Annotated in this window: 4 protein-coding genes; all 4 read right to left on the bottom strand. The window is 64.4% G+C overall.

From position 1 onward, the window contains the following. Positions 1 to 2,253, bottom strand: a 2,253-nt coding sequence (locus L6D74_RS29435) for a toxin VasX (RefSeq protein WP_373874504.1), incomplete at its 3' end; no start/stop codon positions are given. Then, positions 2,250 to 3,116: a DUF4123 domain-containing protein gene (locus tag L6D74_RS29430; RefSeq protein ID WP_236191611.1), complete on the bottom strand. Its 867-nt coding sequence runs from the start codon at positions 3,114 to 3,116 to the stop codon at positions 2,250 to 2,252. The genes L6D74_RS29430 and L6D74_RS29435, both read right to left, overlap by 4 nt. Next, entirely contained in the window at positions 3,113 to 5,116 is a 2,004-nt protein-coding gene (locus L6D74_RS29425; protein ID WP_236191609.1) for a type VI secretion system Vgr family protein, read from the bottom strand. The genes L6D74_RS29430 and L6D74_RS29425 overlap by 4 nt, the downstream gene beginning before the upstream one ends. Positions 5,117 to 5,347: 231 nt before the next feature. Beyond that, complete coding sequence (locus tag L6D74_RS29420; RefSeq protein ID WP_236191607.1) at positions 5,348 to 15,871, bottom strand: autotransporter-associated beta strand repeat-containing protein; 10,524 nt, start codon at positions 15,869 to 15,871, stop codon at positions 5,348 to 5,350. Positions 15,872 to 16,064: the final 193 nt, after the last annotated feature.

The raw sequence follows: 16,064 nt of genomic DNA, 5'->3' as shown, positions 1-16,064 counted from the left end.
CAACAACCCGCGCAGTTCCTGCTGCTGCGCCGGCGGAAACACCACCGTCACCCCTGCCCTCGCAGGCGTCGCGCCGTACAACCGGGCCGAGCGATCCGGCAGTTCTTCAATCGGGCTTAACGCTGCTGCCAATCGCCCTTCGATCTGCGTCAATTGTGCCCGCACCCGCACGATCTCTTCCTGCAGCTCCACCGCTCTCGCTGTTTTGTGGCCCTGACGATTCTTGTTGTGGGTGATCTGGTTGCGTTCACGGTTGAGGGTCGTGAGGTATTCGCGTTCGCGCAGAACTTCCTTGATCACCGTTTGCAGCGCGGACTGCTCAGCCGGGCTGGCGACGGTGAAGGTCACGCCGCTGGTTTTTGCCGCGTCGAACAGGCGCAGGCGCAGTGCTTTGGGCAGGCGCTGGAACAGTTCATCGAGGTCGGGGATTTTTTCGGCCGAGAGGTCGAAGCCTTCCAGCACGCGGTTCAGGCCCAGGTTCAGTGCCGGGCTGTAAGTGTCCTGCACCGCCGCCGCGACGACGCGGGTGTGTTCGGGCATTTCATCGAGGGCCGGCAGTTGCGGTTGTTCGATCCTTTTCAGCTTGGCCAGCCAGTCCGGCAGGTTGTTGAACGTGGCCATGAGGGCGTTGAACAGCGTTGAGTATTGCCCGCTCTGCTCCGATTGCAGGCGCAGCGGCAAGGTGTAGAAGACCGTTCGGGTCAGTTCCGGGTGTTCCTCCAGATAACCGAGCATTTTTTCGCTGGCTTCGTCGCTGCGGCACAGGTCCTTGAGGCAGGCATATTCGGCGCTGAGGGCCTGATGGAGTTGCGCCGCCACTTGCGCGTCGTAGTACCAGGCCGAACGATGGAAGCGTCCGGCGACCAGCAGTTGCGTGCGGTCGGCGGTGATGCGTTCGAGCAGGCGGTTCCAGCGACCGAGGTCGTCACGCAAGAGGTTCAGTCGCTCGTCCATCGCCGGGCGGTCGATCAGGTCGTTGATCCCGCGTTTACCGCTGAGTAGCGGGCCGTCGAGCACGTCTCTGATGCGCCGATCCTGATCCTTGCCGAGGCGGATCAGCGTCTCCAGATGCTGTTCGACAAAGTCCTGGGGAGCGACGGCTTCGAAGTACTGGCGCGTGTAAAAACGCCGATCCACCTCAGCCGTAGGGGCCAGACGATTCTGTCCCATGCCGTCATCAAAACCCTGAGCACGCAGTTTTTGCAGTTCGGGCGGCGCCGGCGCATCGGCCTGAACATCCCCGCCCTTGTTCAAATAATCGAGCAACGCCTTGCGCGTATTCTCGCGATCCGGCTCGGGCAACTGTTCCAGATCGGCAAACAGGGCTTTGGCCTGCGGCTGTTCGCTGGTCTTGGCCAATCCGTCGACATCGGTCTCGCTCAGTTGGCTCAGCGACTCGATATAGCTGGCGAGCAGATAATCGCGCGCGTTGTTGCCGGTGTTGCTCCACTCATCGACCCAGCCGACCACGGTGTCCTGGTACTCGGCCAGATCGCGCATCACACCCAGATCGTCGTTGACCAGCAGAAACAGCGTGTCGTCCTGATAGGGCCCGCGCACCCGGCCGAGGAATTCGCCGATGTGCGCTGGGCGAAAACGCTGCGGTTGCTCCCACAGATAAGGTTCGCGTTCGTGCTCGGGAGCGTCGCTGACCTGCACGGTTGGCATCCGCGTCGCGTCAACCTCCGCGACAGGTTCCGCGCCGGCGGCCACCTCCGCCAACCACTGTCTGGTCTGCTCCACGGTGAGTAAATGCTCGCCACCGGTCAGACAATTCACCGCTGCAAGATCGACCGCCTGCATGAAGTGCTCGCGCTCTTCGCGGCTGTCCAGCACCTGATGGCACTTGCCCGCCGTCCACTGCACCTCGGCCAAGGTCACGTACAACGTACTTTGCCGGGGAAAGATCAACGCCGGATGCGCTTCAATCGCTGCGCGCTGATCCTCGCTGACTTTTTTTCCCTGGTGCAGCAGGGCCGTGACGATACCGTCGAGCATTCGGTATTCGTACAACTCGCCGCTGAGGCTGTCGATGATGTACAGCCAGCCATCGCGCAGCCGGCGAATGCCCAGCGGGCGCGCGGTCAAGGTGTACGGCAATTTCAATTCGGTGCCCGGATCGAACGCTCTTTCCACCAGGCCGTAGCTCAACGGCAGCAGTTGCACATGGGTTTGTTGCAGCGGGCAAGCCGCGGGCGCAACGATGGGGGCTTTCGAGGCGGCGGCAGCGTCGAGGATGGCGGGATGGGTCATGGGCGTTCCCTTTGACTGGCCCAACGCTGCGCCACATCAACGGCCAGCGTGAGGCGCTCGCCCGGTGATTGCAGAGAAGGCGTGTGGAACAAGTGGTGGATTTGCGGGTGTTGGGCGATATCGCGGCTGTCGAGCAACGCCAGCAGGTTGGCGAAGTTGAACAACTCGGATCGGCTGCTCAGGCCAAGCGCGCTGGCCTGGGCTTCCATTTGCTGCAGCGCTGGCCAGCGCTGGGTCAGGGTTTCTCCGACATGAAATCGGGAAAAGTGCTTCAACAGATGCGCATCCAGATCCAGCAACGCTCGGCGCCGATCCACCTGATCCAGCGCCGCGTTCTGTTCCGGGTTCAGACAATAAGGGACAGGCAGCTCCGGACACTCGGCCTGCCGAGGCCGATGGACGTGCCAGGCATCGTTGACGCAGTCCGCCGTCACCACACAGGTCAAAGGCCCGAACAAACGCTGATCGCCACTGGCATACAGCGCATGCACCACCCCGGCATCGGCCAACCGCAACAACGCCGATTGCCCGGCCGGCAATTCGACGCTCAGCAGTTTGCGCAGGTGTTCACCAACGCTGTGCATCGGCGCGCAGCTGAACAACAGCACGCCCCACTCTTGCGCTGCGTGTTGCAGGAAGAACCGTACCAATGGCTCGTCAGCCCGCTCGATGGCCACGAGCAGAGGCGATAGATCGCGCAGTGCCGCGAAGGGTGGCTGGTCATACAGAGCAAATGTGCTGACCGAAGGGCTAATCTGCTTCAACCGCGTTGGCAGATCACTGATCGTCGCCCCATCCAGCAGCAAAAAGGCCTGGTGTCGGGTCCATGGCAAATCGTCGGGCAGACCGGTCGAAAGGCTCACGCGCGGGCAGCCTCGCAGATCAGACAACGCGAAGTGCGCGTAGACACCAGGGCGTGGCGTTGCTGAACCGGATCAAATGCCACTTTCAACAACGGCAACGCCCCCGGCACCACCGGTTGCGCCGCCATTCCCGGCGCAGGCGCGCCGCCCTGAAGAATCGGCACGCTGCTGCAAATGCCTTCGGGCCCCAGCGTCAACCAATGCCCGCCGGCCTGGATCGTCACATGGGTGCCGCCGTCGATGACCACTTGCTGACCGGCCCCGAGGTGGATTTGCTGACCGGCGCTGAGCCGTTGGCTGGCGACCCGAATGTGGCGGTCGCCATGCACCCACAGGTGATCTTCCTGTTTGAGTTCGGTCAGGCGATTGCCGTCGGTCAGATGGTGTTCGTCGCTGTGCAGCTCATGACTGGCAATGCCGCCAACGACCACAGTGCGTTGATTGTCGACCTGGACGCGCTGGTCATTGAGCACAAGCTGGACAAGGTCACGTTGCGCGCGGATGGCGATCTCTTCGGCGCCTTTTTTGTCCTCGATGCGCAACTCGTTGTAACCGCCACCACCGGGGCTGCTCTGGCTGCGCCAGATACTGCGGGTCTGCTCTGCTGGCAGATCCAGCGGCACTGGCGTCACGGCGTTGGGCAGGCAACCCAGCACGAACGGCTTGTCCGGATCCCCCTCGGTGAACCCGACCAGCACTTCCATGCCGACGCGCGGAATCTGCACGCTGCCGTATTGGTCATGAGCCCAGCCTGTGGCTACGCGCAACCAGCAACTGGATTGTTCATTGAGCTGGCCTTCGCGGTCCCACAGCAGCTGGACTTTCACCCGGCCGTAGGAATCGCAGTAAATCTCTTCGCCGGGCGGCCCGGTCACCACGGCATGTTGGTTGCCGTTGATTCGGGGTTTACGGTGTTCGAGGGCGGGGCGAAAAATGACGTCCCAGGGCGTCGCGACGAAGTGGTTGCGATAGCCCTGAGTGAAGCCGTCTGCGGTAGCAAGATCGGTCGCCGACTCTTCCAGCACTTGCGGCTGTCGGCCAACGTGATCGACACGGGTCAGCAGCCATAAACCGTTGTAATCGGCGCGCGGATGTTCCCTGATGTCGACGAAGCTGCCACTGCGCATCAGGCTCTGATCGCTGCGCCCCTGTGCTTGCCGGTAATCAGCGCGATGCCGCTCAAGGGCGCGTTGACTGAGATGTCTGCCCCGATCGCGATGAGTGAACTGACCGGGAAAGCGGTAATCCTCAAGCACTGGAAGCCGTGTTTCTTTGGCTTCGGCGTCCAGTTGCACGGTTGGCTTTTCGAAGTGGTAATCACGGCGACTGACGTGCGTGGTGCGGGTTTCCAGGCGGACGTTGAAGCGGTCTATGACCGCAGTTTCGGCAACCATGCCGCTGCCTTGTGCATAAGCCGTCGGTGCAGCCGGCGTGGGGAAAGCGCTCTGATCATCACCGAATACCAGCAGGTGCCCGTCGCGACTGTGCTGAAAATGAAAGTGCAGTCCCTCCTCCTCACACAAGCGCTGGATGAAGAACAAGTCCGTCTCTTCAAATTGCACGCAATACAGGCGAGGCCGGTAATCGGCGCTGAGCTGGAAACGCCAGGCATCCGGCTGCATGCCATGGTCGCTCAACACGCGGGCGATGATTTGCGGCACGCTCTGATGCTGGAAAATTCGTTGGTTATGACGATGGGCGAGGTAGGCCAGATGGGGCACCAGAACAATCTGGTAGCGGGTCAAGCGTGTGCCCGAATCACCTTGGGCGACTCGATGGATCTGGCCGTGAATGCCAGAGCCGTCCGGGCAGAATGACAAAAAGGCAGGCCGGTGCAGCAGGGCTTCGAGATCAAGGTCGCGGCGTTCACTGACCAGCTCGAGTACAACCTCGTAGATTTGGTTGAGCGCTTCCCGGGCCCGGAATTCGAACACCTGAAGGTCGTGGGGAAAACCCTCTATCTCGAGTCTGAATACAACGGGTTTGCTGGCGCCAAACATCCACTTTTTCCTGTGCCTTTTTCAGGCTCGGGACTTTGCGTGGATCTACGGTTCAACGCAGTCAGGACAATCGTTTAATCATGTAGGACATGTCCGTGATGCCAGAAACAAGCCTGCCGCTTTAGCAAACTCCTACAGCAAGATCCGAGTTGCGGTGAAAGCACGTCCGCAGCCTGTGATCGGGCAAAAAAAAACCGCCCTTGCGGGCGGCTGAAGTGCTTCGCTCCTGAATCAGAACCCGAGGCTGAAGCTGATGGTCATCGCATGGTCGTTGCTCTCGTTCGACAGCTGCCCCGAGTAACCGATACCGAGTTTGCCGGTCGGGCTGATCTGGAAGTCCACGCCCGCTTCGACCACCGCGCTGTCCTTGGCAATCGGCACGCCCTGGGTGTTGAACGAGGCACCGCCGTCGATGAAGGTCAGGTCGGCGTCGGGTTTGGTGTCGCCAAAGGCATGCCGCCAGCCGAGGGCCGCGCGCGGGGTGAACTGCCCGCCGTTGGCCAGGGTGATGACCTTGCCGGCGCGCACGCCCAGGGTCGAGAAGGTGATGTCCTGATCGGACTCGGCGCGCAGACGCCCCACCCCGCCTTTCTCCTTGGCCTTGTCGCTGTCGTAGTTGACGTAGGCCAGACCGGCGAACGGTTCCAGGGCAATCCCGGCCGCTTCGATGGCATAGCCGACTTCACCGAACACCTGGGCGCTGCGGGCGTCGTAATTGGCTTTCAACCGATCGTTGTAGGCGCCGACGCTGACGTCGCGTTTGGTCTCGATGTCGTGCCAGCTGTACGCCGCACCAAGGCGCACCGCCAGGGCATCGAATTGCGAGTTGAGGTACGCCGCCAGGTGGTAGCTCTCGACCGTGGCATCCGAGCGACGATCATGGGCATCCAGATCGCTGCGGGTGTAGCCGGCGGCCATGCCGACGCGCCATTGGTCGTCGAGCTGCTTGTCGGTGCCGAGCATGAAGCCGCTCAGGTTGCGATCCAGCTTCGCACTGTTGCTGTTGCCGTCCGACTCGCCCCAGGCGCCGAGTGCCCGGGCCCAGCCGACCATCTCGCCGTGGCAGCCGTTGCTGCTCAACTGATTGTCGCTCGGGGCCAGGGCCCGGCGTGGATCGTCCGGCGCGCTGCACGACGGCTGGCGCATACGGTCGTTGACAGCGTCACGCACGTAGCGCGAATCCTCGAGGATTGCGCTGGCGGTGCTGGCATGGATTTCCCCCGACAGACTGTCGAAGGCGTTACGTGCCCCGGCTACGCTGAGGTTGACGATTTCGTCCTGCAACGCACTGCCCGCCGCACCGTTACGCATCAACGCCGAGGCGGTGTTGCGCTGGTTGCGGGTGGCGGCGACGTCGACGAACGAGTTGCCGTTGCGGCTGACCACCAAGTTCACTGCGTTCGGGTCATACACCAGCGCCGTGTCAAGGAATGCATATTGCGGCAGGTCGGCGGCGCTGAAGGTGCCGGTCACTCCGCCACCGGCGGTGATCAGCGAGTACACGGTATTGCCGGTGAACGGTGCCAGGCTGTTGACCTGCAGACCGCCGCCCAGGGTGGCGGTACCACCGACCGCCAGTGGGGTGGCGGTCGGCGAACTGACGGTCAGGGCCAGCACACCGTCGGCAGCGTTGGTCAGGTTGCCGGCGACACTCAAGGTGCCAGCCTCGGCACCGGATTGCACCACGCCATGGTTGACCAACGAACCGACGCTGCCGTTACCGCTCAGCCCGGCGCCGTTGGCCACGGTGACCTGCCCGCCGAGCGAAGCCCGAGCCGAGCGGCTGCCGACCTGCAACACGCCTTGATCAACCGCCACAGTGCCACTGAACGGCTGATTACCGGTCAACAGCAGGGTTCCGGCCCCCCGCTTGGCCAATGCGCCGGTACCACTGAGCACACCGTTGAACTGACCATTGGCGTTCTGCTGGAACACCAGCAATGCGTTGTTGAGGATGTTGCCCTGCAGGCTGGTGGTATTACCGATCAGCGTACCGCCGCTGACCGTCGTTCCGCCGCTGTAGGTGTTGGCGCCGCTGAGGATCAGGGTGCCGGAATCCAGCTTCTCGATGCCGCCACTGCCCACCAGCGGTACGGAGATTTCCGCACTGCCACCGGCATTCACCCGCACCGGCGCGAGGCTGCCGCCCGGGCCGTTGACCGGTGTCAGCGTACCGCCGGCGCCTGGAACCAGGCTGTAACCGCTGGACAGGAACTGCAACCCGGTGAAGTTCTGATTGCCTTGCACCGTGACTGTGCCGCTCTGCCCGCCGAACACCGCGAACTGACCGTTCGACGCCAGCGCCTGAGTACCGCTCGGATCGGTCCAGTTGGTGCCCGGCCCCCACACGCCGCTGCCGCCACCGATGCTGCCGTCCGGGTTGGTGGTGCCGCCGTTCCAGAACTGCACTTCACCCGGAGTGTTCTGCACCAGCAGGTTGACTTGATTGGCCAGCGCGGTCTGTAGGGTCAGGTTGGCCGCCGACACCGGCAGGCTGCCGTAGACCAGACCATTGTTGGTCAGGCTGCCGCCGTAACTGAACAGCTGATAGACCCCGGTACCGAAGCCGCCGGCGTTGCTGATGTTCAGCGTGCCGTCGAGGGTCAGGTTGCCGGCGACGTTGACCACCGTTGTAGAGCTGGCGGCCGAGCCGAGGCTGAAGTCCAGGTTGGTGCCTGAAGACAATGCCAGCGAACCCACCGACAACGGCGTTGCAGTGCCGCCGCCGGTCAGCGTCGCACCGTTGGCCAGTTGCACGGCGCCGGCGAACACGCCGCTGCCGCCGACCTTCGCCCCGCTGGCTACGTTGACGCTGGCACTGTTGAGCACACCGTTGACGTTCAGCGAACCGCCCTGCACCGCGGTGTTGCCGGTAAAGGTGTTGTTGCCGGTCAGCAGCAAAGCGCCGGTGCCGGTTTTGTTCAAAGTACCGGCGCCGGTCAGATTGCCGGTGTAGCTGCCGTCGCTGTTCTGCTCGAAGGTCAGCGTCGCGTTGTTGGCGATGGCGCCTTGCAGGCTGCTGGTGTCGCCACGGGTGCTGCCGCCGTTCAGCGTCGTGCCGCCGCTGTAGGTGTTGGCGCCGCTGAGGACGAGGTCGCCACTGCCGTTTTTCACCAGGCTGCCGCTGCCGGTGATCGCCCCGATCAGCGTGGTGTTCTGGTTGCCGGCCAGGGTCAGTTGCGCCCCCAGGTTGATGGCGTTGGCCAGTTGCAGCGCGCTGGTGCTGTCAAGGGTGCCGTTGCCCAGCACGCTGAGGGCGCCGCTGCTGATCGCGCTGTTGTTGCCCAGGATCAGCGAACCGCCGGACAGTTGAGTGCCACCGCTGTAAGTGTTGCTGCCGTTGAGGGTCAGACTCGACGCGCCGGTCTTGATCAGACTGCCGCTGCCGCTGACCACTCCGCCGAGGGTCAATGCGTTGGAGCCGGCGACGGTGAGTCCGCCGTTGAGCACCACGGCGTTGGCCAGACTGACCGCTGCGTTGCTGTCCAGCGCCGTGCCGTTGGCGGCGGTCAACACGCCGGTGCCGAGGGCCGCGTTGTTGCCGACCACGATCTTGCCGCCGTTGAGCGCGGTGCCACCGGTGTAGCCGTTGGCCGCATTGAGCACCAAAGTGCCGGTGTCGTATTTGCCCAGTGTGCCGGCGCCGTTGAGCGCCACGCCCACGGTCGCGGTGACGTTCGGATCGACCCGCACGGTGGCATTGCCCAGCGATCCGTTGACCAGATTCAGCGAACCGGCCGTGCCGTTCTGCAGGCTGTAGCCATCGGTGACGAACTGCATGCCAGTGAGGGTTTGCGCGCCGTTGACGGTGACGGTGCCCGCCGTGCCCTGGAACACCGCGAAGTTGTTGGTCCAGGCCTGATTGGTGGTGCCGTTGACGTCGGTCCAGTTAGTGGTGCCGGTACCCCAGGTGCCGCTGCCGCCATCCACCGAACCATTGGCGACCAGTTGGTTGCCGTCCCAGAACTGCACGGTAACGCCCGGTGCGGTAACCAGCAGGTTGATCTGATTGGCCAGTGCGGTTTGCAGGGTCAGGTCGCCCGGGGTGACGCTGCCCGGCACGGTGCCGATCAGCATGCCGTTGTCGGTCAGGCCGCCGGTGTAGTTGATCAAGCGGTACACGCCGCTGCCGAATCCACCGATGTCGCTGACGTTGAGGGTGCCGTCGAGGGTCAGGTTACCGCCGACGTTGACCAGCGCGTTGCCGCCACCGGAGACCGGTGTGCCGAGGCCGACATCGAAGTTGGAATTGGCGTTGAACACCAGCGAATTCACCGAAAGCGTGCTGCCGGTGGCGCCGGCCAGATGACCGCCATCCGCCACGGTCACGGCCCCGCCGAGCGAACCGCCGCCGGTCAGGGTGCCGCCGCTGTTGACCAGCACACTGGCGCTGTCCAGCGAGCCGCTGACGTTCAAGGTGCCGGCGTTGACCGTGGTGTTGCCAGTCAGGCTGTTGAGGCCGGTCAGGGTCAGCGTACCAGTGCCGAGTTTGCTCAGTTCGCCGGTGCCGGTGAGCACACCGCCGAAAATGCTGCTGGCGTTGTTGCCGCCGATGCTCAGCGTGTTACCGCCGCCGATCAATGCGGTGCCGCTGCCGGTCAGGCTGGCGAGGCTGCCCGAACCGCCGAGGTTCAGCGTCGCGGCATTGCCGAGATTGACTCCGGCGTTGCTGCCCAGTGCCGAGTTGCCCAGGGTGGTCAGGCTGCCGGACTGCACGTCGAAGGTGCCGCTGAAGGTGTTGTTGCCGGACAGCGTCAGGTCGGCCAGACCGTTCTTGGTCAGGGTGCCCGCCCCGGCGATCACGCCGCCGAGCGTCAGGTTGTTGTTGCCGGCCACGCTCAGGTTGGCATTGACGTTGAGGTTGTTGGCCAGCACCAGCGGCGCCGTGGTGTCGAGGGTCGACGCGCCTGCAACGGTCACCGCGCCGGAACCCAGGCTCGCCGCGGTGCCGAGGGTCACGGTGCCGGCGTTCAGCGTGGTGCCGCCGCTGTAGGTGTTGATGCCGTTGAGGGTCAGGTTAGAGGCGCCGTTCTTGATCAAACCGCCAGTGCCGCTGACCACGCCGCTGAGGGCCACGTCGCTGTTGCCGGTGTTGGTCAGATTGGCGTTGAGCACCACGTTGTTGCCCAGCGACACCGAAGTGTTGCTGTCCAGCGCCGAAGCACCGGCCACCGTCAGGTTGCCCAGACCGAGGGCGCCGTTGCTGCCGGCGGTCAGGGTGCCGGCGTTGAGGGTGACGCCGCCGAGGAAGTTGTTGGCCCCGCTCAGGATCAGGTTGGCCGCGCCATTCTTGGTCAGGCTGCCGGCGCCGTTGATCGCACCGCTGAGTGTCAGATCGTTGCTGCCGACGATGCCGAGGTTGCCCGCCAGGTTGATCGCATTACCCGCCGTGACAGCACCGCTGGCATCCAGGGTGGTGCCGTTCGCCGCGTTCAGGGTGGCCGAACCCAGCGCGCTGTTCGACGCCAGAACCAGTCCGCCCGCGTTCAATGCCACCGGGCCGAGGAAGGCGTTGTTGCCGCCAAGGGTCAGGTTGGCCGAGCCGTTCTTGATCAGCCCGCCGGTGCCGTTGATCACACCGTTGAGGGCCAGCGCATTGCTGCCGACGATCGTCAGGTTACCGTTGAGCGTGGCCGCGTTGGCCAGGGTCACCGCGGTGTTGCTGTCCAGTTGCGTGCCGGCATTGGCGATCAACGCACCGCTGCCCAGCGCGGTGTTGCTGCCGACCACGATTTTGCCGCCATCGAGTTGCGTGCCGCCGGTGTAGCTGTTGGCGCCATTGAGCACCAGGGTGCCGCTGTCGAGTTTATTGAGAATGCCGCTGCCGTTGATGTTCACGCCGACTGTGGCGGTCACGCCCGGATCAACGCGCATCGCCGTGGTGCCGCCGGCACCGTTGACGGCGGTCAGCAGTCCCGAGGTGCCGTTGACCACGTTGTAGCCATCGGTGAGGAACTGCATGCCGGTGAACAGTTGCGTGCCGTTGACCGATACCGTGCCGGCCGTGCCCTGGAAGACCGCGAAGTCGCCGGCCCAGGTCTGATTGACCAGACCATTGGCGTCGGTCCAGTTGGTGCCGGCGCCGTTCCAGGTACCGCTGCCGCCATCGACAGTGCCGTTGGCGATGGTCTGGCTGCCGTCCCAGTAACGAATGTCCGAATTCGGCGCCGAGACCTGAATGTTGATCTGATTGGCGACCCCGATCTGCACCACCAGATCGCCCAGCCCATAACCGACCGGCACACTGGCAACGTCCAGGCCCAGATTGGTCAGGGCACCGGTGTAGTTGAACAGACGATACACACCGACGCCGAAACCACCGGCATCGGTGACGTTGAGATTACCGTCGAGGGTGAGGTTGCCGCCGACGTTCATCAGCGACGTGGTCGAAGGTGCCCCCAGCGCCGCATCGACATTGCTGCCGGCCGCGAGCGTCAACGATCCGGCCGAAAGTGTATTACCCGACGACAGGGCCAGGTGACCGCCGCTGTTGATGGTCATCGCGCCGAGTGCCGAACCGTTACCGGTGAGTGTGCCGCCGGTATTGACGTTGACCTGGGCACTGGCCAGCGAACCGCTGAGGTTCAGGGTGCCGCCGTTGACGGCGGTGTTGCCGACGATGCCGTTGATCCCGGTCAGGTTCAGGGTGCCGGTGCCAACCTTGGTCAGACCGCCGTTGCCGCTGAGGTCACCGTCGAAGGTGCTGGTGCTGCTCACCCCGCCCACGGTGAGGGTATTGCCGCCACCGATTTGCACGCTGCCGCTGCCGCTCAGGCCGTCGAGGCTGGCGCTGCTGCCGAGGTTGAGGCTGGCGCCGGCGCTGATGTTGGCGCCGGAGGTATTGCCCAGTGCCCCGCTGCTCAGGGTGGTGACGCTGCCGGCGGCAATGTTCAGCGCGCCGGTGAAGGTGTTGGTGCCGCTGAGGGCCAGGTCGTCCAGACCGGTTTTGGTCAGGCTGCCGGCGCCGTCGATCACGCCGCTGAGGGTCAGGCCGTTGTTGCCGGCCACCGTCAACCCGGCATCGAGGGTGATGTTGTTGCCGAGGGTGAAAGCGCTGCTGTTGTCCAGCGTCGCGGCGCCACCGACGGTGAGCGTGCCGCTGCCCAATGCGCCGGGCGCGCCGACGGTCAGGGTGCCGGCGTTGAGGGTGGTGCCGCCGCTGAAGGTGTTGGTGCCGTTGACGGTCAGGTTGGCCGCCCCGTCTTTCACCAGTTGGCCGGTGCCGCTGAGCACGCCGCCGAGGGTCAGGTTCTGCGTGCCGCCGACGCTCAGCGCCGCATTCAGCACGACCGCGTTGGCCAGGCTGACCAGCGGCGAACTGCTGTCGAGGGTTGCTGCCCCGCCAACGGTCAAGGCGCCGGTGCCGAGCGCCGAGCTGTTGCCGACGGTCAGAGTGCCGGCGTTAAGAGTGGTGCCGCCGACGTAGGTATTGGAGCCATTGAGGCTCAAGTTGGCGGCACCGTTTTTCACCAGGCTACCGGCGCCGGCGACGGTTCCGGTGAGACTCAGATCCGCGCTGCCGCCCACATTGAGCGCCCCGGCGAGGTTGACCTGGTTGCCCAGAGTGACGGCGGTATTGGTATCCAGCGTGGTGCCGGCCGCTGCGTTCAGTGCACCGCTGCCCAGCGCGGTGTTGCTGCCGACGATCAGTTTGCCGACGTTCAGCGCGGTGTTGCCGAAGTAGGTGTTGGCGCCGTTGAGGATCAGATCGGCCGGGCCGCTCTTGATCAGGCCGCCGACACCTGAGACCACGCCCGCGAGGGTCAGCGCGTTACTGCCGCCAATGGTCACGTTGCCGCCAAGGTTGACGTTGTTGGCCAGGCTCGCCGCCGTGCTGGCATCCAGTGTGGTGCCATTGGCGGCGTTGAGGATGCCGGTGCCGAGGGCGGTGTTGGAGCCGACGACCAACGTCCCGGCGTTCAGCGAAGTAGCGCCGGTGTAGGTGTTGTTGCCGGTCAGGGTCAGGGTCGAAGCACCGGTCTTGATCAGGTTGCTGCCGCCGCTGATCACACCGCCCAGAGTCAGCGGGTTGGCGCCGCCGGTGGTGAGGTTGGCGTTCAGCGCGATGGCGTTGTTCAGCGTCACGTTGGCGCTGCTGTTGAGCGTGCCGCCCGCCCCGCCCACGGTCAGCGTGCCGGTGCCGAGCGCCGCGCCGTTGCCGATGGTCAGGCTTCCGGCGTTGAGTGCGGTGCCGCCGGTGAAGGTGTTGGCGCCGTTGAGGGTCAGGTTGGCCGTGCCGTTCTTGATCAATTGACTGGCGCCGCTGATCACCCCGCCGAGGGTCAGTGCATTGCTGCCGCCGATCCCCAGATTGTTGTTGAGAATCACGTTGTTGTTCAGCGTCACCGCGGTATTGCTGTCGAGGGTCGCCGCGCCGCCGACGGTGATATTGCCACTGCCCAGCGCAGCGTTGGCACCCGCTGTGATGGTGCCCGCGTTCAACGCAACAGCACCGAGGAACGTATTGGTGCCGTTGAGAATCAGGTTCGCCGCGCCGTTCTTGGTCAGCCCGCCGCTGCCGCTGACCACGCCGCCGAGGGTCAGGTTGGCGCTGCCACCAATGTTCAGGTTACCTCCGAGTGCGACCGCGTTGCTCAGCGCCACGGCGGTGCTGGCATCGAGGGTGGTGCCCGCCGCCGTGGTCAGCGCGCCGGTGCCCAGCGCGGTGTTGGAGCCGACGATCAGCGTCCCGGCATTCAGCGCCGTGCCGCCGGAGAAGGTGTTGTTGCCGCTGAGGGTCAGGTTAGCGGTGCCGTTCTTGATCAGGTTGCCGGCGCCGCTGATGACCCCGCTCAAGCCCAGCGCCTGAGTACCGCCGATGGTCAGATCCGCCGCCAGCGCCACCGCGTTGGCCAGGGTCACGGCGGTGGTCGCATCCAGCGTAGTGCCGGCCGCCGCGTTCAACGCACCCGTGCCGAGGGCGGTGTTGCTGCCGACGAGCAAGCTGCCGCCATTGAGCGCGGTGGTGCCGCTGTTGGTGTTGTTGCCGGTCAGGGTCAGGCTGGCGCTGCCGCTCTTGGTGATCGCGCCGGTGCCGGAGACGATGCCGGCCAGGGTCAGAGCATTGCTGCCGAGCACGTTCAACGCGCCGGTGATGCCGACGTTATTGGCCAGGGTCACGTTGCCGGTGCTGTCGAGGCTGGTGCCGTTGCTGGTGTTGAGTACACCGGTGCCCAGGGCGTTGTTGTTGCCGACGCGCAAGGTGCCGGCGCTGAGGCTGGTGTTCCCGGTGTAGGTGTTGATGCCGTTGAGGGTCAGGCTGCCGCTGCCGGTCTTGGTCAGGTTGCTGGTACCGCTGATCACCCCGTCCAGGGTCAGCGCTCCGGTGCCGGTTGCGGTCAGGGTGCTGTTGAGCGTGATCGCGTTGGCCAGCGAAATCGGCGTCGTTGCCGAGATGCTCGAAGCGCCGCCAACGGAGATGCCGCCGGTGCTGAATGCCTGGTTGTTGCCCACCAGCACCGTCCCGCCGTTGAGCACGGTGTTGCCGGTGTAGGTATTGATGCCGTTGAGGTTGAGCTGACCGCTGCCGATCTTGGTCAGGCCGCCAGTACCGGAAATCACGCCGTTGAGGGTCGTGCCGTTGATGCCCTGCAGGGTCAGGCCGCTCGCGCCCAGATTGATCTGGTTGGCCAGCGACAGTCCCGCGTTGCTGGCCTGGAGGATCCCGCCGTTGGACGTCAGCACACCGCTGCCGAACGCGGCGTTGTCGTTGAACTGCGCGACACCGCCATTGAGTGTGGTCGCCCCGCTGACCAACGGCCCCTGCAAGGTCCAGGTGCCGCTGTTGAGGGTCAGGTTGTTGAAGTTGACGTAGGTCGCGCTGGACGCGGTGCCGGTCCCGGTGACGCCACCACCGACGCCGCTCGGGTTTTGCAGGATCAGCGTGTTGGTGCCCCCCGCGCCGCCATCGATGGTGCCGGTCGGGGCGAAGGTCAGGTTGATGCCGACCAGGCCACCGAGGCCGACGGAGACTTGCACACCGTCACCGACGTTAACGCTGGAACCGGTGATCGCGTAGAAGGTGTTGGTGCTGCCCGCGCCCATCGACAAGCCGCCAGTGATGTTACCGGCGTTGGTGAAGGTGTTGCCTGCTGCCGACGTCTCGAACGCGATCCGGCCGTTGATCGTGCCGCTGGCACTGTTGGTCATGTTGACTTGCGAACCGCCATACACCCCGACCACCGGGGTATCGGCCAGGGTGATGCCGCCGACCGACAGCCCTGTGGACGTAATGGTGCCGTTGTTGGTAATGGTCGTGGTACCCGCCGCCGCGTTGTTCACGCCGATAGCCAGGCCGTCAATGCTGGTCAGGTTGAGGCCGAGCAACATCCCCGTGCCACGCATGATCCCGCTGGCATTGTTGACCACGCTGACCGTGCTGGTCGCGCCGGTGCCGATGAATGCACCGCCACTGAGGATCGACACCAGGCCCAGCAAGGCCGGGTCGACGGTGCCGGAGTTGTTCAGATTGATATTGGCCCCGGTCAGGTTGATGACCTTGCCGCCCAGCGTCGCATTCATCTGCGCGCCCGAGTTGACGTTGACCGTCAGGCCGCTGGTGGCACTGCTGTAGTCATTGAGAAACAGCGGCAGGCTCGGAACGCCCGAACAGGTGATCGTGGAGCCTGCCGCCGAACAGGTGGCTAACGCCTGCTCGCTGACGCCACCGAACAGCAGTCCGACGACGCTCAGATGCACAGCAAGGGACAGTGGGGAAAAACGCGAAACGAGGGCGACACCAAACCTTGCTTCCACGGGCTACTCCTTTCGTGGCCGATTTCGTCCTTGAAGGCGTGTAACAGCTGCAAGATCCAACACGCGTATCAAGCGTATGACGGTCATCAGATAAACCGTCCTGTTCCAGACACACGCTAGTTGATGCCCCGCGAAGGGGCACCGGTTAAATAGTGTTAATACTTTTGTGCGATAAGGCCCTGCGTCGATACTT

The organism is Pseudomonas pharyngis, from assembly GCF_021602345.1.
Taxonomy (GTDB): Bacteria; Pseudomonadota; Gammaproteobacteria; order Pseudomonadales; family Pseudomonadaceae; genus Aquipseudomonas; species Aquipseudomonas pharyngis.
The sequence above is the reverse complement of the archived record's forward strand: the minus strand, read 5'-3'. Positions and strand labels throughout refer to the sequence as shown.